The 20719-nt window shown below is 72.5% G+C and carries 19 protein-coding genes and 1 pseudogene; 10 read left to right on the forward strand and 10 right to left on the reverse strand.

Annotated elements, in window-relative coordinates:
* The first annotated feature begins 30 nt into the window (after positions 1-30).
* The 3 genes from ABT232_RS35360 to ABT232_RS35370 are packed head-to-tail and all read left to right on the forward strand — an operon-like array spanning position 31 to position 3264.
* Positions 31-1161: a pectinesterase family protein gene (locus ABT232_RS35360; RefSeq protein ID WP_351848068.1), complete on the forward strand. Its 1131-nt coding sequence runs from the start codon at positions 31-33 to the stop codon at positions 1159-1161.
* Positions 1162-1163: 2 nt separating this feature from the next.
* Positions 1164-2186, forward strand: coding sequence for a pectinesterase family protein (locus ABT232_RS35365; RefSeq protein WP_351848071.1), 1023 nt, complete (start codon positions 1164-1166; stop codon positions 2184-2186).
* Complete coding sequence (locus tag ABT232_RS35370; RefSeq protein WP_351848073.1) at positions 2179-3264, forward strand: dienelactone hydrolase family protein; 1086 nt, start codon at positions 2179-2181, stop codon at positions 3262-3264. Before ABT232_RS35365 ends, ABT232_RS35370 begins: the two co-directional genes overlap by 8 nt.
* A 3-nt stretch (positions 3265-3267) precedes the next feature.
* Here the strand turns inward: ABT232_RS35370 and ABT232_RS35375 are convergent.
* Positions 3268-5382 (reverse strand): annotated as a pseudogene (locus tag ABT232_RS35375) (glycoside hydrolase family 43 protein); the annotation flags it as partial.
* Between the two features lie 194 nt (positions 5383-5576).
* Between ABT232_RS35375 and ABT232_RS35380 the strand changes: the two are divergent.
* Positions 5577-6731, forward strand: a complete 1155-nt coding sequence (locus ABT232_RS35380) for a right-handed parallel beta-helix repeat-containing protein (RefSeq protein ID WP_351848078.1) — start codon at positions 5577-5579, stop codon at positions 6729-6731.
* 175 nt (positions 6732-6906) lie between these two features.
* Here the strand turns inward: ABT232_RS35380 and ABT232_RS35385 are convergent, their stop codons facing one another.
* From ABT232_RS35385 to ABT232_RS35395, 3 genes are all read right to left on the reverse strand, one after another.
* A complete protein-coding gene (locus ABT232_RS35385; RefSeq protein WP_351848080.1) occupies positions 6907-7740 on the reverse strand; it encodes a pectate lyase in 834 nt (277 codons plus the stop codon).
* 144 nt (positions 7741-7884) lie between these two features.
* A complete protein-coding gene (locus tag ABT232_RS35390) occupies positions 7885-8766 on the reverse strand; it encodes a hypothetical protein (RefSeq protein WP_351848082.1) in 882 nt (293 codons plus the stop codon).
* Positions 8763-9329: a SigE family RNA polymerase sigma factor gene (locus ABT232_RS35395; protein ID WP_351848085.1), complete on the reverse strand. Its 567-nt coding sequence runs from the start codon at positions 9327-9329 to the stop codon at positions 8763-8765. Before ABT232_RS35395 ends, ABT232_RS35390 begins: the two co-directional genes overlap by 4 nt.
* Positions 9330-9554: 225 nt before the next feature.
* On the opposite strand from ABT232_RS35395, the gene ABT232_RS35400 reads away from it, so the two are divergent.
* Positions 9555-11012 carry an NCS2 family permease gene (locus ABT232_RS35400; RefSeq protein ID WP_351848088.1) on the forward strand — a complete coding sequence of 486 codons (1458 nt, stop codon included), beginning with the start codon at positions 9555-9557 and terminating at the stop codon, positions 11010-11012.
* A 39-nt stretch (positions 11013-11051) separates the two neighbouring features.
* On the opposite strand, the gene ABT232_RS35405 is transcribed toward ABT232_RS35400, so the two are convergent.
* The 3 genes from ABT232_RS35405 to ABT232_RS35415 form a co-directional block, all read right to left on the reverse strand.
* Positions 11052-12500: a peptidoglycan D,D-transpeptidase FtsI family protein gene (locus tag ABT232_RS35405; RefSeq protein WP_351848090.1), complete on the reverse strand. Its 1449-nt coding sequence runs from the start codon at positions 12498-12500 to the stop codon at positions 11052-11054.
* 243 nt (positions 12501-12743) lie between these two features.
* The gene (locus ABT232_RS35410) at positions 12744-13217 is read right to left on the reverse strand and encodes a GNAT family N-acetyltransferase (protein ID WP_351848091.1); all 474 of its coding nucleotides are present in this window, start codon (positions 13215-13217) and stop codon (positions 12744-12746) included.
* A 3-nt stretch (positions 13218-13220) separates the two neighbouring features.
* A complete protein-coding gene (locus tag ABT232_RS35415; RefSeq protein WP_351848094.1) occupies positions 13221-13994 on the reverse strand; it encodes an IclR family transcriptional regulator in 774 nt (257 codons plus the stop codon).
* A gap of 133 nt (positions 13995-14127) precedes the next feature.
* Here ABT232_RS35415 and ABT232_RS35420 point away from each other — a divergent pair, with 133 nt between their 5' ends.
* The 5 genes from ABT232_RS35420 (at position 14128) to ABT232_RS35440 (ending at position 18818) form a co-directional block, all read left to right on the forward strand.
* On the forward strand, positions 14128-15657 hold the full coding sequence (locus ABT232_RS35420; protein ID WP_351848096.1) for an aldehyde dehydrogenase (NADP(+)): 1530 nt from the start codon (positions 14128-14130) through the stop codon (positions 15655-15657).
* 36 nt (positions 15658-15693) lie between these two features.
* Complete coding sequence (locus ABT232_RS35425; RefSeq protein ID WP_351848099.1) at positions 15694-16302, forward strand: DUF1349 domain-containing protein; 609 nt, start codon at positions 15694-15696, stop codon at positions 16300-16302.
* Between the two features lie 50 nt (positions 16303-16352).
* Positions 16353-16865 (forward strand): GNAT family N-acetyltransferase, encoded by a 513-nt coding sequence (locus tag ABT232_RS35430; protein WP_351848101.1) that lies wholly within the window; start codon positions 16353-16355, stop codon positions 16863-16865.
* Between the two features lie 79 nt (positions 16866-16944).
* Positions 16945-17658, forward strand: a complete 714-nt coding sequence (locus ABT232_RS35435) for a DsbA family oxidoreductase (protein ID WP_351848103.1) — start codon at positions 16945-16947, stop codon at positions 17656-17658.
* 98 nt (positions 17659-17756) lie between these two features.
* The gene (locus ABT232_RS35440) at positions 17757-18818 is read left to right on the forward strand and encodes an aminotransferase class V-fold PLP-dependent enzyme (RefSeq protein WP_351848105.1); all 1062 of its coding nucleotides are present in this window, start codon (positions 17757-17759) and stop codon (positions 18816-18818) included.
* A 140-nt stretch (positions 18819-18958) separates the two neighbouring features.
* Here ABT232_RS35440 and thpD read toward each other — a convergent pair whose 3' ends face one another.
* From thpD to ABT232_RS35455, 3 genes are all read right to left on the reverse strand, one after another.
* Positions 18959-19849 carry an ectoine hydroxylase gene (gene thpD, locus ABT232_RS35445; RefSeq protein ID WP_351848108.1) on the reverse strand — a complete coding sequence of 297 codons (891 nt, stop codon included), beginning with the start codon at positions 19847-19849 and terminating at the stop codon, positions 18959-18961.
* A gap of 7 nt (positions 19850-19856) precedes the next feature.
* Positions 19857-20261: an ectoine synthase gene (locus ABT232_RS35450; RefSeq protein WP_351848110.1), complete on the reverse strand. Its 405-nt coding sequence runs from the start codon at positions 20259-20261 to the stop codon at positions 19857-19859.
* Between the two features lie 48 nt (positions 20262-20309).
* On the reverse strand, positions 20310-20719 hold a 410-nt coding region (locus ABT232_RS35455; protein ID WP_351848112.1), incomplete at its 5' end, for an aminotransferase class III-fold pyridoxal phosphate-dependent enzyme.

Consider the following 20719-nt stretch of genomic DNA (forward strand, 5'->3'; position numbering starts at 1 on the left):
GCACCGGCCGCACACCGAAGGAGCACCCGCATGCCCTCGCCCCACCTCCACCAGCCCCTGTCCAGACGAGGCCTGCTGCTGGCGAGCGCCGGCGCGGCCGCCGCGCTCGGCCTCACCTCGACGCCCGCGCGGGCCGCCGGCGGCACCCGCCCGTTCGGCCGCCACGGCTCCCCGGCCGACCGCCTCACCCCGGCCACCCTGTACGTCGACCCGCACGGCCGGGGCGACTTCACCACCGTCCAGGACGCCGTGACCGCCGCCACCGGCAGCGGCCGGACCCTCGTGCTCGCGCCGGGCACCTACCGGGAGACCGTCTCCGTCGACGCCACCCGCACCGAGATGACCTGGATCGGCGCAGCCGACGACCCGCGCGCCACCGTGATCGTGTACGACAACGCGGCCGGCACCGCCAAGCCCGGCGGCGGCACCTACGGCACCACCGGCTCGGCCACCACGACCGTCCGCGCCGACGGCTTCACCGCGCACCGCGTCACCTTCGCCAACGACTGGCTGCGCGCCGACCACCCCGAGATCACCGGCACCCAGGCCGTCGCCCTCAAGGTGATGGGCGACCGCTCCGCCTTCCACCACTGCCGCTTCCTCGGCCACCAGGACACCCTGTACGCCGACTCGGTCGCGCTGACGTCCTTCGCCCGCCAGTACTTCTCCCACTGCTACGCCGAGGGCGACGTCGACTTCGTCTTCGGCCGGGCCACCGCCGTCTTCGAGCACTGCCACTTCCGCACCCTGGACCGCGCCGACCTCGCCGGCGCCCCCTACGGCTTCGTCTTCGCCCCCTCCACGGCGGGCGCCAACCCGCGCGGCTACCTGGTGACCCGGAGCCGGATCACCAGCGAGGCGCCCGACGCCTTCTACAAGCTGGCCCGCCCCTGGGTGCCCAGCTCCGACACCACCGCCCGGCCGTCCCTCGTCGTGCGGGACACCTGGCTCGGCACCGGCATCGACGCGGTCGCGCCCTACGCCAACATGTCCGACGCCTTCCCGTGGCAGGCCCAGCGGTTCGCCGAACACCGCAACCTGGGCCCCGGCGCCCGGATCACCGTCCCCGAGAACCGGCCGCAACTCAGCGCCGAGCAGGCCGAGTCGGCGACCCGCGCCGCCCACCTCGGCGACTGGCGGCCCTGGAAGGAGACGTGCTGAACATGCGGCGCCGCACCCTCCTCACCGGCCTCACCGTCGGGCTGGCGGCCGCCGGCGCCCGGCCCGCGTCCGCCCACGGCCCCCGGGTGCTGCACGTGCGGCCCGGCGACTCCGTCCAGGCCGCCGTGGACCTGGTGGACGGGCCCGGCCGGACGATCGTCGTGCACCCCGGCACCTACCGCGAAGCCGTCGACGTGCCGCCCACCAAGCCCGAGCTGACGATACGCGGCGCCACCCGCGACCCCCGCGACACCGTCCTCGTCCTCGACCGCGCCAACGGGACCACCAGACCCGACGGCACCACCTACGGCACCGCGGGCTCCGCCACCTTCACCTCGGCCGCCCCCGGACTGACCGTCCGCGACCTCACCCTCGCCAACGACTGGCTGCGCGCCGACCACCCCGAGATCACCGGCACCCAGGCCGTCGCCGCCTATGTCACCGGCGACCGGTCCCACTTCGAGAACGTCCGCTTCCTGGGCCACCAGGACACCCTCTTCGCCGACACCACCGCGCTCGGCTCCTTCGACCGGCAGTACTTCCACCGCTGCCACATCGAGGGCGACGTCGACTTCGTCTTCGGCCGGGCCACCGCCGTCTTCGAGCACTGCCGCTTCCACACCCTGCCGAGAGACGTGCCCTTCACCCCCAAGGGCATGGTCTTCGCCCCCGCCACCGCCCGCGCCAACCCCCACGGCCTCCTCGCCGTCCGCTGCCGGATCACCTCCGGCGCCGAGGACGGCGCGTACAAGCTGGCCCGGCCGTGGGTGCCGTCGTACGAGACCACCGCCTGGCCCTCGCTGGTCGTGCGGGAGTCCTGGATCGGGGCCGGCATCGACGCGGTGACGCCGTACACCAACATGCGGGACGCCCACCCCTGGCAGGCCATGCGCTTTCGGGAGTACCGCAACACCGGGCCGGGTGCGGCCGTCACGGTGCCCGGGAACCGGCCGCAGCTCACGGACGCCGAGGCCCGCGCCCACACCGGGCGGGCCTACCTCGGCGACTGGCGGCCCGGTGCCTGAGCCGCCGGCCCGCGGTCTCGTGGCGGGCAGCCTGCCCGGCTTCCACCAGGCACTCAAGGACGAGCTGACCTTCCCGCTCGCCTGGGGCACCTCGCCCGTCCGCGACTTCCACGCCTGGCGCCGTGCCGCCCGCGCGGTGGTCGAGGAGCATCTGCTCGTCGGACGGCAGGACGACCTCCCGTACGCCCCCGAGTACGGCGAGACCGCCGAAGGGGACGGCTGCACCCGGCAGTCGGTGACCCTCTCCCTCACCCGCTGGGAACGCGTCCGCGGCGCCCTGCTCACCCCGCACGGCCCCGGACCGTTCCCGGCGGTGCTGCTGCTGCACGACCACGGCGCCACCTTCGGCATCGGCAAGGAGAAGCTGGTCAGGCCCTGGACCGACGACACCCGGCAGGCCGCCGCCCAGGCCTGGGCCGACCGGTGTTTCAGCGGCCGGTTCATCGGCGACGAACTGGCCCGGCGCGGCTACGCGGTGCTGTGCCTGGACGCCCTCGGCTGGGGCGACCGCGGGCCGCTCGCCTACGAACAGCAGCAGGCGCTCGCCTCCAACCTCTACCACCTGGGCTCCTCCCTCGCCGGTCTGATGGCCCGCGAGGACGCCCGCGCCGCCGCCTTCCTCGCCGGTCTCGACCGGGTGGACGCCCGCCGGGTCGCCGCCCTCGGGTTCTCCATGGGCGGCTACCGGGCCTGGCAGACGGCCGCGCTCAGCGACGACATCGCCGCCGCCGCGAGCGTGTGCTGGATGACCGGCCTGAAGGAGATGCTGGTGCCCGGCAGCAACACCCTGCGCGGGCAGTCCGCCTACCACATGCTCCACCCCGGGCTGGCCCGGCACCTCGACCTGCCCGACGTGGCGAGCATCGCCGCGCCCCGGCCGATGCTCTTCTTCCACGGCGGCCGGGACACCCTCTTCACCGCCGACGGCGTACGGGTCGCCCACGACAGGCTGCGCGCCGTCTGGCGATCCCGTGGCGCCGAGGAACGGCTCCTGCTGAAGACCTGGCCGGCCCTCGGCCATGTCTTCACCGACCGGATGCAGGACGAGGTCTTCGCCTGGCTCGACGCCGTCCTGTGACGCCTACCGCCGCACCGGGCGGACCGACTCCAGGGTGGGCACCACCGGCTCGATCGTCCCGTCGGCGGCGAAGACCAGGCGGTCGACCGTGATCTCCCGGTGGGTGCCGTCCCCGCCCGACCGGCCCGGGCCGTTCAACCCGAAGCGGTGGTGGACGACGTACCAGTCGTCGGTGCCGGGCACGTGGACCACCGAGTGGTGGCCGGTGCCGAGGATGCCGTACTCCGGGCGCTTGGCGAGGATCGTGCCCCGCTCGGTCCACGGGCCGAGCGGGCTCGGGCCGGTCGCGTACGCCACGTGGTGGTCCTCGCTGCGGGTGTCGTCCTCGGACCACATGAAGTAGTAGGTGCCGCGGCGCTTCACCACGAAGGAGCCCTCACGGAAGTCCGTGGGGGTGATGTCCTTCACCCGCGCGGGGTCGAAGGACACCATGCCGTCGTCGAGCGGGACCACGTACGCGTGCCCGTTGCCCCAGTACAGGTACGACGTGCCGTCGTCGTCCGTGAACACCGCCGGGTCGATCATCTGGCCGGCGAACCGCGTCCTCTCGATCAGCGGCTTGCCCAGCGCGTCCTCGAAGGGGCCCGCGGGGGAGTCGGCGACGGCGACCCCGATCTGCTGCTCGGCGCAGAAGTAGAACCAGTACCTCCCGTCCTTATCGGCGATCGCGGGCGCCCAGGCGTGGTGGTCCGCCCAGGCCACGTCCCGGCCCAGGTCGAGGATCACGCCGTGGTCCTCCCAGTGGACGAGGTCCTCGGAGGAGAAGGCCTTGAACCGGGTGCCGCCCCAGCCGCGGTGGCCGTCCGTCGTGGGGTAGAGCCAGTAGCGGCCGTCCAGGTACCGGATGTCGGGGTCCGCGTACAGGCCCGGCAGTACGGGGCTGCGGGTCGGGACCGCCTCGACCGTCCAGGTGCGGGCGGTGCCGTCGGCCGCCGTCACCGTGTACGTGCGCGGGGTGCGGAAGTCCCGGCGGGTGCCGGAGGGCGGGGTGAGAGTGGCGCCCGCGCCGACGGCGAACTCCGGTGCCAGCTCCCGCAGATCGATGTGCGGCGCCATCGGCAGGACCACCTTCGAGGCGGCCTCGGTGATCACGGCGTAGCCCTTCTGGCCGCTCGCCGTGGCGTCCACGACCGACGCCGGGGCCGGCGGGTAGGAGGCCAGCAGGCGGTCGAACTCCTCCCGGGTCACCGGGAGGACCGTGCCGTGCCGGGAGCCCGCGGGCAGCTGGTGGTGCTCCGAGGGGACCCATGTCCCGGAGGCGAGGTCGGTGGTCTCGAACGGCACATGTCCGCGGCCGCCGTACTCGTCGATGAACAGGTGCCACTTCTCCTCGGTGTTCGACCTGAACACCGTCGGCCCCTCGCCGCGGTCCATCGCGCCGCCGCCCACGCAGTCGGCGACGAGGTCGTACGAGGTGCCGGTGAGGTGTGCCGACCTCTCCACGGTGATGAACTTCGCGCCGGGCGCCGAGCCGCTCGGGTCGCGTTCGTCCTTGGTGAAGCGGTAGTAGGTGCCCTCGTGCGCGACGACCACGGAGTCGATGACCGAGTGGCCGGGGTCGTACCAGAGCGCCGGCTCGCTGAAGACGCGGAAGTCCTTCGTGGTCGCGTACAGCATCCGGTGGTGCGTCGGTCCGGTGTGGCCGGGGTCGTCCTCGGCGTACAGCTTCGACGCCCAGAAGACCACGTAGGCGCCCAGCGTCTCGTCCCAGTGGGCCTTCGGCGCCCAGGTGTTGCCCGCGGTGTCGGGGGAGACCCGCACCAGGCGCTGGTCGGTCCAGTGCACCAGGTCCGTCGACTCCCACACCATGATCGACCTGCTGCCGTGCCGCTGCGCCCGGTCCCAGCCGCCCGAGCCGCCGTACATCCGCAGATCCGTGGCGATCAGGTGGAAGCGGTCGCCCTCGGGGGAGCGGATCACGAACGGGTCGCGCAGGCCCCGCTCACCGGCGGTGGAGGTCAGGACCGGCCGGCCGGCGTTCAGTTCACGCCAGTGCAGGGGGTCGTTGCCGCGGCTGAGGGCGAAGCGGATCTGCTCGCCGTCGGCGGTCGTCTCGCCGGTGAAGTAGGCGAAGAGGTAGCCGGCGTACTCGGGGTCCTTCACGGACGGTGCTCCGGTGGTTCGAAGTCTGGTGGATTCTGTGGGATCACGAGGGGTCTTCGGAGTGTCATCGGTGGGAGGACGGCCGGTCAATCGGTGGATGAGGGAGCGGCGGGAGCGAAAGTTTCGGAGGTTTTCGGGCGATCACGGCAACCCTCCGGCCGGTGGCGGCGACCGCTGGATGTCCCGTCCCCCAGGAAAGGAATGTCTCCGTGCGTCAGAGCACCGGACGCCACCGCAGGGCCCGCACCCTCTCGATCGCCGCGGCGGTGGCCGTCGCCTCGGGCGCGGGCGGCGTCTTCCTCGGTCTGTCCGACGGCGGCGCCCGGGCCGCGTCGGCGACCGTGACCGTCTCCACCACCGCCCAGCTGGAGTCCGCCGTCAGGAACGCCACCGCCGGGACGGTCATCCAGGTCCGCGGCGGCACCTACCGGCCAGCCGCCCCCCTCACCGCCACGGCCGACGGCACCGCCGCCCGCCGGATCACCCTGAGGGCCCACGAGGGCGAGAGGGTACGGATCGACGGCGGGCGGCTGCCCGACGGCTCCCGGCTCGCCGAGATCCGCGGCAGCTACTGGACCGTCCAGAACCTCACCTTCCGCAACGCCCCGGCCCAGGGCCTCGTCGTCACCTCCTCCACCGGCGGCGTCTTCGAGAACCTGGTCACCGCCGACAACGGCGACTCCGGCTTCACCCTGCGCGGCGACGGCACCGTCGACAACCTCGTGCGGAACCTGGACAGTCACGGCAACCACGACCCGGCCGCCCACGGCCGCAACGCCGACGGCATCGCCATCAAGTTCGGCTCCGGCACCGGCAACGTCCTCGACGGCGCCCGCCTCTACGACAACTCCGGCGACGGCCTCGACCTGTGGCAGTTCTCCTCGCCGGTCACCGTGGAGAACTCCTGGGCGTTCGGCAACGGCCGCAACCGCTGGGACGACACCGCCTTCGAGGGCGGCGGCAACGGCTTCGCCCTGGGCGGCGGCGGCGCCTCGGCCGCCCACCGGGTGCGCTCCAACGCCGCCTGGGACAACGCCCTGCACGGCTTCACCGAGAACTCGGGCACCGGCGCCGTCGCGCTGGACCGCAACACCGCCTACGCCAACACCGGGGACGGCTTCCACTTCCCGGCCGGCCGGGCCCGGCTCACCCGCAACCTCGCCGTGGCCGACGGTGGCGGCCCGCCGGAGCCGGGCGGCTCGACCGTCTCCGCCGGCAACAGCTGGGACGCCGACGTGGCCACCCCGGAGTTCGTCTCCACCCGCGCCACGGGCGTCCGCGGGCCGCGCGGCGCCGACGGCTCGCTGCCCGCGACCGCCTTCCTCACCACCGGCTCCGGCACCGTCGGCGCGACGATGCGCTGACGGCCGCAGAGCGCCGAACGCCCCCGCCGGTCGTCACCGGCGGGGGCGTTCTGTGCGCCGGGCGGGTGGGGGCCCGCTCCGGCGGGGTACCGGCCCGAGGGGGGCTCGGACCGGTGCACCGGTCCGAGGGGGGCTCGGACCGGCGGCTCTCGGGCGCTCGGCGCCTAGGTGTGGATCACTGGTACGTGAGGTCGGAGGCCGTGTAGCGGCAGTACGTGCCGTCCGGGCCGGTGCCCAGCTCCTTGGGCTCCGCGCCGGTGTCGTTGCCCTGGAAGCGGGTGCACGGCTTGATCTTCTTGGCGCTGTCGCCGTGGATGCGCACCTTGCGCAGGGACGCCGTCTCGCCGAAGTTGGAGTTGATCCCGACGATCGACTTGCCGGGCGCCGTCACATCGACGTCGTTGATGATGACCTGACGGTTCTTGTACTGCGTCGAGCAGTTGCCGCAGGTGCGCACCAGCTTGCCGAAGTCGGAGACCTGGAACTTGGTCACCACCAGCTTGCCCGCGCCGTTGAACTGGAAGACCTTGTCGTCGGCCTTCCGCGCGCCGCCGCCGTAGACCGTGTAGACGGCCGAGGACGACTTGCCCTTGAAGGTGGCGGCGTCCTCGCCGACGTCCTCCCACCAGACGTTCTGGAGCGTGCAGCTGCCCTGGCAGTGGATGCCGTCGGCGGCCCGGGAACCGAGGATGACGTTCTTCAGGACCGCGCCGTCGGCGAGCTTGAAGATCGGGTCCTGGCCCTCGTCCTGGCCGGTGCCGCCGAGCGCGCCGCTGCCCTGGAAGCGCTGGTGGCCGCCGTCGTAGGTGCCGGAGACGGAGATGGTGCTGCTGACCGCCTTGGTGCCCTTGGCGGTCGGCCAGGCGGAGGCGGCGCCCGCGGAGGACAGCATCGTCGTGGTGACGATCGCCGCTCCGGTGAGGCCCAGAGCGGTGGCGCCGGCGATCGCCGCCCGTCGTCCGGTGACCCGGCGGCGGTGCCGGACGCGCTGTTCTGCTCGTGCTGTCATGCCCATTCCTTGCGTGGGGGAGGGGAACCTTGCGTCTCCTGGTCGCCACCGGCCGGGAAAGGGTTGCCGCGTCACCGAAACTTTTTTCCCGGCGGTCCTTCGGCGGTCCTTCGGCGGTTCTCCCGGCGGCTTGCCCTGCGTCCGTCAGGAGTCGTCCCCGGCCCCCTCGTCGTCGTGGCGGGCGAAGTCGCCGGACACGGACAGTTCCTGACCACCCGTCCGGGCGGTCGCCGCGTAGCCGTCGTCCTTCGCGTCGCGGCCGCCGCGCTCATGGTCGTACTGCCCCGCGAACACCCACTCACCGGCCGGGACCGTACGGCCCTCCTTGAGCTGCCAGGTGTAGACGAGGAAGCCGTCCCGCTCGCCGACCGTCAGCGCGAAGTCCTCCTCCGGCAGCGAGCGCCAGGCGCCCGTGCTGGACACCCCGCCGGTCTGCGCCACCTTCAACTCCACGGTCAGCGAGGTCAGTTGCTCGGAGGTCTTCAAGGTGATGTTGCTCTGCGCCCAGAACTCGTTGCTGTGCGGGTCGACCGAGCCGTCCGACCACAGCGGGCCGTCCTCCACGCCGGCGCCGGCACCGGCGGACGGCCGCACGGGCGCGGACGCCGAGGGACGGCCGCTCGGCGACGACGGCGGCGGTGAACTCGGCTCGTCGCGCCGGGTGGGCGTGGTGCCGGGCGTCGGGTCCACCGGGAAGACGGACGGCCTGCTGGTCGCCTCCGGCGACGGCGTGGGCGTCCCGGTGACCGTGACCGTGCCCTGCGCAGGAGCGTCGTCCGACTTCACCGCGGACGCGACCGCGTACCCGCCGACCGCCAGCATGCCCGCGACGGCCGCCGTGGCCCCCGCCACCCGCAGCCAGCCCCACACCGGCGGCTGCTGGGCCCGGTGGCCGGAGCCGCGGGCCTCCCCGGTCATGCCGCGCTCGATCCGCGCCAGCATGCGCGCGCGGTCCGGCTGGTGCGCCTCGGCCGCCTCGTGCAGCCGGGCGCGCAGTTCGTCGTGCACGTCCCGCCGCATCGTCATCGGTCCCTTCCCGCGGACTGGCCGGTGCGGGCCATGGCCGTGTGCACCGTCAGCGGAGCCCGCTGTGAGCCGAGCAGCTTCTGCAGCTCGGCCATTCCCTTCGAGGTCTGGCTCTTCACCGTACCCACCGACACACCGAGGGCGAGCGCGGTGTCCTTCTCCGAGAGGTCGAAGGCGTGCCGCAGCACCACACAGGCCCGCTTGCGGAACGGCAGCCGGCGCAGCGCGCCCTGGACGTCGACCACCCCCGCCACGTCCGGGTTCTCGGTCCGCTCCTCGCCGCGCGCCCAGAACAGGGCGACCCGGCGCCGCTCGCGGACCGCGCTGCGGATGCGGGTGCGGGCCAGGTTGGCGACCACCCCGCGCGCGTACGCCACCGGATGGTCGGCCGCCCGCACCCGGTCCCAGCGATGCCACAGCGCCAGCAGCGCGTCCGCCGCGAGATCGTCGGCGGCGTCCGCCTCACCCGTCAACAGATGGGCGAGCCGGGCGAGTTCGGCGTAATGGCGCTCGAAGAAGGCATGGAACTCCACGGAGGCGGCGTCGTCGACGACTGTGCCCACGGGCGGTCTCTCCTCGCAGCGATTCCCCGGCGTCGAACAGCCGTACGCCAGGACGAGTTTCGGAACTGTACCAGCGAGTCGTACGGGGTTTCGAATGCCGTGTGGCGGACCGAACCGGATCCCGCGGCCCGATTCCGTAACACGGCGAAAACCTGAACCCGGTTCGACGAGGGAACAATCCAGCCAGCATCCGCACCGATCACCAGGCAGCGAGGAGTGTCCGTCGTGTCCACAGTGCAGAAGGCGGCCGACCGGCCAAGTGGCCCACCACCGGCGGCGAACGGCGTCGACCGGTTCTTCCGGATCACCGCGCGAGGGTCCACCGTCGGTCGGGAGATACGCGGCGGCCTCGCCACGTTCTTCACCATGGCCTACATCCTCGTGCTCAACCCCATCATCCTGGGCAGCGCCGAGGACCGGAACGGCGACCACCTCGACGCCGTCCAACTCACCACCGCCACCGCCCTGGTGGCCGCGGTCATGACGGTCGTCATGGGCGTCGCCGGCAATCTGCCGCTCGCCCTCGCCGCCGGACTCGGCCTCAACGCCGTCGTCGCCTTCCAGATCGCCCCGCTGATGAGCTGGGACGACGCGATGGGCCTGGTCGTCCTCGAAGGACTGCTGATCTGCGTGCTGGTGCTGACCGGGCTGCGCGAGGCCGTCATGCACGCCATCCCGCAGCCGCTCAAGCAGGCCATCAGCGTCGGCATCGGCCTGTTCATCGCCTTCATCGGCTTCGTCGACGCCGGCTTCGTCAGCCGCGTCCCCGACGCCGCGAACACCACCGTGCCGGTCCAGCTCGGCGGCACCGGCAGCCTCGGCGGCTGGCCCGTCCTCGTCTTCTGTCTCGGCGTGCTGCTGACCATCGGACTGCTCGCCCGCAAGGTCAAGGGCGCCCTGCTCATCAGCATCGCGGCCATGACGGTCGTCGCGATCGTCATCGACTCGCTGGCCGAGGTCGACAGCTGGGGCCTGACCACGCCCGCCTGGCCCGACCGGGTCGTCGACACCCCCGACTTCGGGCTCGTCGGCGACTTCAGCCTCTTCGGCGCGTTCGGCGCGCCCGGCGTCGGAGTGATCACCGTCGTCCTGCTGGTCTTCACCCTGGTGCTGTCCGACTTCTTCGACACCATGGGCACGGTCGTCGGTGTCAGCACCGAGGCCGGACTCCTCGACGAGGACGGCAAGGTGCCGGGCCTGAGCCGGGTGCTGCTCGTCGACGGCGCCGCGGCGGTCGCGGGCGGCGCCGCCTCGGCCTCCTCGGCGACCTCCTACATCGAGTCGGCCGCCGGCGTCGGCGAGGGCGCCCGTACCGGCTTCGCCAACCTCGTCACCGGCGGCCTGTTCGCCCTCGCACTGTTCTTCACCCCGCTGCTCACCATGGTCCCGCTCCAGGCGGCGGCCCCGGCCCTGGTGGCCGTCGGGTTCCTGATGATGACCCAGGTCAAGCAGATCGACTGGGACCGCTACGAGATCGCCGTCCCGGCCTTCCTCACCATCGCCGTGATGCCGTTCACCTACTCCATCACCAACGGCATCGGCGCGGGCTTCCTCGCCTACGTGCTGATCAAGACGGTGCTCGGCAAGGCGAAGGAGGTCCACTGGCTGCTGTGGGGGACCTCGGCGCTGTTCCTGGTGTACTTCGCGATCGACCCCGTCGAACAGCTGCTGGGCGTGAGGTGACACCACGGGGGCGGCCCCGGCCGGGCCGCCCCCGCGCGCCTACCGCAGGGCGGCCTCCATGACGGCCTTCGCGACCGGCGCGGCCAGGCCGTTGCCGCTGACCTCGGAGCGCGCCGCGTCCGACTGCTCGACCACGACCGCCACGGCCACCTGCCGGTCGGATGTGTCGGACTTCGCGAACGAGGTGAACCAGGCGTACGGCGTCTTGCTGTTGTTCTCGCCGTGCTGGGCCGTGCCGGTCTTGCCGCCGACCGTGGCACCGGAGATCTGCGCGTTGGTGCCGGTGCCCTCCTCGACGACCGTCTCCATCGCCGACCGCAGCTGCTCGGCGGTCTCGGAGCTGACGATCCGCTTGCCGGAGGCGCGGTCGTCGTAGTCCTCCAGCACATCGCCGCTGTGATCGGTGATCTGCGCAACCATGTGCGGCTCGACCAGCTCGCCGCCGCCTGCAAGGGCGGCCGACACCATCGCGATCTGCAGCGGTGTCGCGGTGACGTCGAACTGCCCGATGCCGGACAGCGCCGTCTGCGCCTCGTCCATGTCCTTCGGGTAGACGCTCTCGTAGGCGCGCACCGGGACGTCCTGCTCGGCGTCGTTGAAGCCGAACTTCTCCGCCGTCGCGCGGACCTTGTCCTGGCCCAGGTCGACGGCCATCTTGCCGAAGACGTTGTTGCAGGAGTACTGGAGCGCGACCCGGATCGAGGCGTTCTCGCAGGGCGCGTTCGGGTTCTCGTTGGTGAGGTCGTCGGAGGACTGCGGCAGCGGGTACGGGTCGGGGCTGTCGGTCCGCTCGTCCACCGACGCGTACAACCCGTCCTCCAGCGCGGCCGCCGCGACCACCAGCTTGAAGGTGGAGCCCGGCGGCAGCGGCTGGCGCAGCGCCCGGTTGGTCATCGGCTTGTCGGCGTTCTCGGTCAGCTGCGTCCACGCCTCCGAGTCGCCCGCGGTGATCCGCGACGGGTCGTACGAGGGGGTGGAGACGACCGCCAGGATCCTGCCGGTCGACGGGTCGATCGCGACGGCGGCGCCCTTCTTGTCGCCGAGCGCCTCGTAGGCCGCCCGCTGCACGTCCGGGTCGATCGTCGTGATCACGTCACCGGGGTCGGAGCGCTTGCTGGTGACCGTGTCCATCACCGTCTTCAGCCGGGTGTCGGTGCCGTCCAGCAGGTCCTGGTAGATGCCCTCCAGCTGGGTGGCGCCGTACACCTGCGAGCTGTAGCCGGTGACCGCCGCGTACAGCTCGCCGTCCTCGTAGGTCCGCTTGTACCTCAGGTCGCCGCTCTTCGTGCGCTTCGAGCCGGTCACCGACTCACCGCCCACGACGATGTTGCCGAGCGGCTCGCTGTACAGCTCGATCGCGTTCCGCCGGTTGTCCTTGTCGTCCGCGAGCGCCTGGCCTTGGTAGAACTGCACCCAGGTGGCCCTGACCAGCAGGGCGAGCACCAGGAGCAGCGTGAAGACCGACGCGCGCCTGATCGTCTTGTTCATCGCGCTCTGAGAGACGAGCGAAGGCGACCGGATCGTTCCCTTCCACCCGTTTTCTCATCCCGTTCTCAGACGGCCCGGACGCACCGTCGCCGGACGGTCTCGGCCTGGGTGAGCCCGTCCCTCCTGTGCCGCGGCACCTCGCTCCGCCGGACCGCGAGCCGTGTCACCCGGCCGGCGGCCCAGGCGTCGCGGCCCCGGTGCGCGGCTCCGCCGTGCGGTGGAGCCGGGGCGGGAGCCGGGGCGTCACCCCTCCAGCCGCAGGACGACCTCGTCGATCTCCTCGCCGCGCGCCTGCGCGTACCCGCGCTCCCACGCGGTCTGCCGGAATCCGCACCGCTCCAGCACCCGCAGCGACCCGGCGTTGTCGGCCGCCGCGCGGGCGTACAGCGGGCGCTCGGGGACCTCGGCGAGCAGGGAGCGCAGGGCGGCCGTGGCCACGCCGCGGCCCCAGTAGGCGCGGTCGACCCAGTAGGTGACCTCGCGCTCGCCGGGCACGCCGTACACCGCGGCGTTCCCGACCACGTCGCCGTCGAGCAGCACGGTCCGGGCGTGGACGTCGGCGGAGGCGCGTATGGCCCGCCAGCGGGCGTCGAAGGCGTCCCGGTCGGCCGGGTCCTCGGGGGTGAAGGCGGCCATCCGCAGGGACTCGGGGTCGTTGAGCTGCCGGTAGAAGACGGGCAGGTCGCTGTCGTGGACGGGGCGGAGGACGATCTGCACGGTTCAGAGCCTCCGGGTGGCGAGCGTCAGCCGGTCACGGGCGTCGAACAGGGCGTCCTTCACCATCTGCTCGTGCGCCGGGGTGAGGCGGGCGACCGGGATGGAGCAGCTGATCGCGTCGCGGGCCGGGGTGCGGTAGGGGACCGCCACGCCGAAGCAGCGCAGGCCCAGCGTGTTCTCCTCGCGGTCGACGGCGTAGCCCTGCTCCCGTACCTGGTGCAGCTCCTCGATGAGCTTCTCCCGGTCGGTGATCGTGTGCTCGGTGAGCGCGGGCAGCGTCTCCGGGAGCAGCTTGCGGACCTGTTCGTCGGTGTAGGTGCTCAGCAGGGCCTTGCCCAGGGAGGTCGAGTGCGCCGGGAGGCGGCGGCCGACCCGGGTGAACGGGCGCAGGTAGTGCTGGGACTGGCGGGTGGCGAGGTAGACCACGTTGGTGCCGTCGAGGCGGGCCAGGTGGATGGTCTCGGTGGTGTCGTCGGACAGCCGGTCCAGCGTGGGCCGGGCCACCGCGACCACCTCGTCGCCATCGATGTAGGAGGTGCCGACCAGCAGCGCCCGTACGCCGATGCCGTACCGGGTGCCGGTCGCGTCGGTCTCCACCCAGCCCAGTTCCACCAGGGTGCGCAGCAGCATGTACAGGCTGGACTTGGGATACCCCACGGCCTCCTGAACGGCCGCGAGGGAGTGCATCCCGGGGCGTCCGGCGAAGTATTCGAGCAGTTCGACCGTTCTCACCGCCGACTTGACCTGCGCCCCGCCGCCCGTCTCGCCTGCCGACATCGCCCTTGACCCCTTCGTTCGACGGGAAATAGTCTCCGACAGCGTATTCATCATCAGAGACAGCGTTCAGTATATCGAACGCCCTGGTGGATGACCCCAGTACTGCGGCAATACATGTGTGGAGGGACCCGCGGTGGCAGCAGCACCAGTCTGGAGTGTCGACCCCCGTACCGGGAAGCAGCGTGAGCAGGTTGCGGTGGAGGCCACAGCCCAGGAGGTGGACAGCGCCGTCCGCGCCGCGCACGAGGCCCGCGGCGCCCTGGCCGACCGCACGGTCCGCGCCGCCTTCCTGCGTTCCGCGGCCGAGCGGCTGGACGCCGCCAAGGAACGGCTCGTGGCGACCGCCGACGCCGAGACCGCGCTCGGCACGGTCCGGCTGACCGGCGAACTCGCCCGCACCTGCTACCAGCTGCGGGCGTTCGCGGACATCGTCGACGAGGGCGCCTTCCTGGACGTCGTCATCAACCACCCCGACGACACCGCCACCCCGCCCGTCCCGGACCTGCGGCGCTACAAGGTGGCGCTCGGCGTCGTGGCCGTCTACTCGGCGTCCAACTTCCCCTTCGCCTTCTCCGTCGCCGGCGGCGACACGGCGAGCGCGCTGGCCGCCGGCTGCCCGGTCGTCGTCAAGTCCCACCCGGACCACCCGGGCCTGTCCGAGCAGGTCGCCGAGGTGCTGCGGGAGGCCGCCGCCGAACACGGCGTCCCGGCCGGCGTGCTGGGTCTCGTGCACGGCTTCGAGGCCGGCATCGAGCTGATCAGGCACCCGCTGGTCTCGGCCGCCGGCTTCACCGGCTCCGTCCGCGGTGGCCGCGCCCTCTTCGACGCGGCGGCCGCGCGCCCCGTGCCGATCCCGTTCCACGGCGAGCTGGGCTCCCTGAACCCGGTCCTGGTCACCGAGGCCGCGGCGGCCGAGCGCGCCGAGGCGATCGGCACCGGGCTCGCCGGGTCGATGACCCTGGGCGTCGGGCAGTTCTGCGTGAAGCCGGGCCTGGTCCTGGCGCCGGCCGGCGCCGCGGGCGACCAGCTGGTCAAGACCCTCGCCGACGCGGTGAGCGCCGTCGACGCCGGGGTGCTGCTCGACCACCGGATGCGGGACAACTTCGTCGCCGGGGTCGCCGAGCGCGCCGGACTGCCGGACGTCGAGACGCCGGTGACGCCCGGCGCGGGCGACGAGCACACCGTCAGCCCGGGCTTTTTGACCGTGCCGGCCGGCAAGCTGGCGCGCGAGGGCGAGCACGACCTGCTGCTGGAGGAGTGCTTCGGACCGGTCACCGTCGTCGCCCGCTACCAGGACGAGGACGAGGCGAAGGCCGTGCTGTCGCGGCTGCCGGGCAACCTCACCGCGACCGTCCAGCTGTCGTCCGAGGAGGCCGCCGGCGAGGGCCGGGGCGCCGAGATCCTCGCCGAGCTGACCCCGCTGGCCGGCCGCGTGCTGGTGAACGGCTGGCCCACGGGCGTCGCCGTCGCGCCGGCACAGCACCACGGCGGTCCGTACCCGGCGACCACCTCCACCTCCACCTCGGTGGGCGGGACGGCGATCGAGCGGTGGCTGCGGCCCGTGGTCTACCAGGGCACGCCGCAGGCGCTGCTTCCCGCGGAGCTGCGCGACGACAACCCGCTGGGGCTGCCCCGCCGCTTCAACGGCGTGCTGGAGCGCTAGCCGGGGCTTCTGCCCGGGCCTGAGAGGATGCCGGCCATGGACACCGAACTTCCCGAACTGCCGTTCCCGCTCCGCACCTACGGCCCCGACGGGCACTGGTCCTACGAGGACGGGGTGCTCACCGGGTGGGCCGGGCCGCGGCAGGACCGGTTCGTGCCGCCCACCGGGGAGGCGCTGGACCCGGCCGCCGACGCGCCCCGGCTGCTCGGGGCGCCGGAGGGCGACTTCCAGCTGATCGCCCGGGTGACCGTGGGGTTCAACGGGGCGTTCGACGCCGGGGTGCTCTACGTCCACGTCGGCGAGCGGGCCTGGGCCAAGCTCTGCCTGGAGTACTCCCCGGACGTGCCCACCGTCTGCACGGTGGTCACCCGGGGACACTCCGACGACGCCAACTCCTTCACCGTGGACGGCACGTCGGTGTGGCTGAGGGTCAGCCGCACCGGCCGGGCCTTCGCCTTCCACGCCTCCCGCGACGGCGAGCGGTGGACCTTCGTCCGGCTGTTCACGCTGGGCGACGAGAAGGAGACCGGGGCGGCGCTCGTCGGCTTCATGACGCAGTCGCCGCTGGGGGAGGGGTGCGTGGTGACCTACGACCACCTGGAGTTCCGGGCGGCATGGCCGGGCGACCTGCGCGACGGGAGCTGAAACCGGACGGCGGCTGAAACCGGGCCCTGCGGAATCACGTCTTCCGACGTATGACCAGCGATCGAGCCCGCACCGGGCCGCCGACCCGGACCGGCCTGGTGATCCGCACCGCCGTGCCCGCCGAGACCGAGACCGTCGCCGCGCTGCACGCCCGGGCCCGCGCGACCTACCACCCCGACGGGTTCCCCGACGAGGGCTTCGACTGGACCGCCGCCTGGCGCACCGCCATCGAGCGGCCCGACGGACAGGTGCTGTGCGCCGTCACGGACGGGCGGGTGGTCGGCCTCGCCTCCTTCCGCACCCCGGAGGGCGCCGGTGCGGAAACGGTCAAGCTGTTCCAGTTCCACGTCGACCCCGGCCACTGGCGCACCGGCGTCGGCACCGCGCTGCACGCCGCCTGCGTCGAGCAGTGGCGGGCCGAGCGCCGGCGGACGGCCGTCCTGGAGGTCCACACCGGCAACGCCGGCGCCCAGGCCTTCTACGCCCGCCAGGGCTGGACACCCGACCCGGAGGACCCGCCCGGCCACCACCTGCGGCTGCGGTTCCCGGTCGGCGGGGAATGAATCCGGCCGGTTGAAGGTTCACCTACCTTCGCGGAGGAACGCTCCGCACCGAGCACGCACGACCTGGAGAGCCGAGAACATGCGCGTCGAGATCTGGAGCGACATCGCCTGCCCCTGGTGCTACGTGGGCAAGGCCCGCTTCGAGAAGGCGCTCGCGGCCTTCCCGCACCGCGACCAGGTCGAGGTGGTGCACCGCTCCTTCGAGCTGGACCCCGGCCGCGCCAAGGGGGACACCGGCCCCGTGATCCCGATGCTCGCGCGGAAGTACGGCATGTCCGAGGCCCAGGCCCAGGCAGCCGAGGACAACCTGGGCACCCAGGCCGCCGCCGAGGGCCTGGCGTACCGCACCCACGGCCGCGACCACGGCAGCACCTTCGACATGCACCGCCTGCTCCACCACGCCAAGGAGTACGGCCGCCAGGGCGAGCTGATCCAGCTGCTGTACGAGGCCAACTTCGCCGAGGAGCGGTCCGTCTTCGACGACACCGAGCGGCTGGTGGAGATCGCCGCCGCCGCGGGCCTGGACGCCGACGAGGCCCGCACCGTGCTCGCCGACCCCGAGGCCTACGCCGCCGAGGTCCGCGCCGACGAGCAGGAGGCCGCCGACCTCGGCGCCAACGGCGTGCCGTTCTTCGTCCTCGACCGGAAGTACGGCGTCTCCGGCGCCCAGCCCGCCGAGGTCTTCACGCAGGCCCTCACCCAGGCGTGGGGCGAGCGCTCGCCGCTCACCCTCCTCGACCAGGGGGACGCCGACGTCTGCGGTCCGGACGGGTGCGCGGTCCCGCAGTCCTGACGAAACCGCAGGCCGGAGCGGATGTATAAGCGTTCCTGAGACGTCGTCCTCAGAAATTCGCGATGGACTGCGAGGTCACCGGGCCGCACAGTGGAGCCATGGAGACCACGGAGACGTTCGACCGCCTCGTCCGCGCCGAGTTCACCCCGAAGTCCACCTTCCTGAACACCGCGAGCAACGGCCTGCTCCCCGCCCGCACCGTCACCGCCCTGCACGAGGCGGCGCTGCTGCGGGCCGAGGGCAGGCCCCTCACCCCGCTGTACGAGGACGTCGAGGCCTGCCGCGCCGCCTACGCCCGGCTGGCCGGCGTCCCGGTGACCCGGGTCGCGGTCGGCGCGTCGGTCGCCGCGCACACCGGAGTGATCGCCGCCGCCCTGCCGGCCGGGGCCGAGGTGCTCACCGCCGAGGACGACTTCACCTCCGTGCTGAACGCCTTCCACGTCCGCGGCGACCTCAAGGTCCGCACCGTCCCGCTGGAGCGGATCGCCGAATCGGTCCGCCCCGGCACCGCGCTGGTCGCGGTCAGCGCCGTCCAGTCGGCCGACGGCCGGATCGCCGACCTGGCCGCGCTGCGCGAGGCGGCCCGCACCCACGGGGCGCGCACCTACGTCGACTTCTCCCAGGCCGCCGGCTGGCTGCCGATGGACGCCGGCGCCCACGACTTCTCCGCCTCGGTCTCCTTCAAGTGGCTGCTCGGCCCGCACGGCACGGCCTTCCTCGTCGTGCCCGAGGACTTCGGCGGGCTGACCCCGTGGCTCGCGGGCTGGGTCGCGGCCGAGAAGCCGTGGGACAGCTGCTACGGCCCGGTGGCCGAACTGGCCCACAGCGCGCGGCGGTTCGACCTCACCCACGCCCTGTTCACCTTCGCCGGGCTGCGCCGCTCGCTCGAGCTGATCGAGGAACTGGGCCCCGAGGCCGTGCACGCCCACGACGTGGCGCTCGCCGACCGGTTCCGGGACGGGCTCGCGGCACTCGGCCACCAGCCCGTGCCCGCCCCCGGCTCGGCGATCGTCTCGGTGCCCGGCCTCGGCTCCCGGCAGCCGGAGCTGAGCGAGGCGGGCATCGAGGTCTCCGACCGCGCGGGCCATCTGCGCGCCGCCTTCCACCTGTTCAACACGGCCGCCGACGTGGACCGTCTGCTGGACGCCCTGGCGGACTGAGCGCACACGGGAGCGGGCGGTGCCCGAAGGCACCGCCCGCTCCCGTGTGATGACGCCTCAGCGCACCGGCGAGAAGTCCCGCGCGCCGATGCTGTGTCTTCCGGGGGCAACCCACCCCCGCACCCCCGGCCGGTTCTACCTCAGCCCACCGGCGAGAAGTCCCGCGCGCCGATGAACTCCGGCCGGCGTACCGGCGCCGCGAACGGTTCGACGGCCGCGTTCTCCACGCTGTTGAACACGATGAAGACGTTGCTGCGCGGGAACGGCGTGATGTTGTCGCCGGAACCGTGCATGGCGTTGCAGTCGAACCAGGTCGCCGAGCCCGCCTTGCCGGTGAACAGCCGGATGCCGTGCTCGGAGGCCAGCTTGGTCAGCGCCTCGTCGGAGGGCGTGCCCGCGTCCTGCATCTGGAGCGACTTCTTGTAGTTGTCCTTCGGCGTGGCGCCCGCACAGCCCAGGAAGGTCTTGTGCGACCCGGGCATGATCATGAGCCCGCCGTTGGTGTCGTGGTTCTCGGTCAGCGCGATCGAGACGGACACCGTCCGCATGTTCGGCAGCCCGTCCTCGGCGTGCCAGGTCTCGAAGTCGGAGTGCCAGTAGAAGCCGCTGGCGCCGAAGCCGGGCTTGACGTTGATCCGCGACTGGTGGACGTAGACGTCCGAGCCGAGGATCTGCCGGGCCCGGCCGACGACCCGCTCGTCGCGCACCAGCTTCGCGAACACCTCGCTGATCCGGTGCACCTCGAAGACGGAACGTATCTCCTTCGACTGCGGCTCGACGATCGAGCGCTCGTCGGCGCGGATCGCCGGGTCGGTGACCAGCCGCTCCAGCTCCTGCCGGTAGACGGCGACCTCGTCCTCGGTGATCAGCTGGTCGATGGCGAGGAAGCCGTCGCGCTCGAAGGACTCCAGGCCGGTCGGGTCGATCGGGCCGGGCGCGTCCGGCGCGCCCCAGACGACCGGGTCCTGGCGGGGGATCAGCACCTCGCTGGTGCCTCGGGTGGGGTAGAGATCGGTGACGGTCGTGGTCATGGTGATGTCACACCTCCTCGGGCTCGGTGAGCAGCGGGTAGACGCCGTTCTCGTCGTGGTCCTCCCGGCCGGTGACGGGCGGGTTGAACACGCAGACGCAGCGGAAGTCCTCCTTGACCTTGAGCGTGTGCCGCTCGTGGCCGTCCAGGAGGTACATGGTGCCGGGCGTGATCGTGTAGGCCTGCCCGGTCTCGTGGTCGGTCAGCTCGGCCTCGCCCTCGACGCAGACCACGGCCTCGATGTGGTTGGCGTACCACATGGAGGTCTCCGTGCCGGCGTACAGGATCGTCTCGTGCAGGGAGAAGCCGACCCTCTCCTTGGCGAGGACGATGCGTTTGCTCTCCCACGTCCCGGACGCGGCCTTCACATGCCGGTCGGTGCCTTCGATGTCCTTGAAGGAACGGACAATCACGTGCTGCGATGCCTCCTAGCTAGCGGATCGGATGATCGCGGTGGTGGTTCAGGCGGTCTCGCGGACGGCGCGGGCCAGCATGGTCAGCCCCTCGTCCAGTTCGTCCGGGGTGATGGTCAGCGCGGGCAGCAGCTTGACGACCTCGCTCTCCGGGCCGGAGGTCTCGATCAGCAGGCCCAGCTCGAAGGCGCGCCGCGCGATCCGCTCGGCCCGGCCCTTCTCGTGGAACTCCAGGCCCCACACCAGGCCCCGGCCGCGGTACTCCTTGACGTCGGCCAGGTTCTCCTCGGTGATGGAGATCAGCGCCTGCTCGACCTGCTCGCCGCGCGACCGGGTCTGCTTCTCCATGGCGGAGCCGTCGGTCCAGTACATCTCCAGGGCGGCGGTGGCGGTGACGAACGCCGGGTTGTTGCCGCGGAAGGTGCCGTTGTGCTCGCCCGGCTCCCACACGTCCAGCT

Origin of the sequence: Streptomyces sp. NPDC001532, from assembly GCF_040298625.1 — a bacterium.
Lineage (GTDB): Bacteria > Actinomycetota > Actinomycetes > Streptomycetales > Streptomycetaceae > Streptomyces.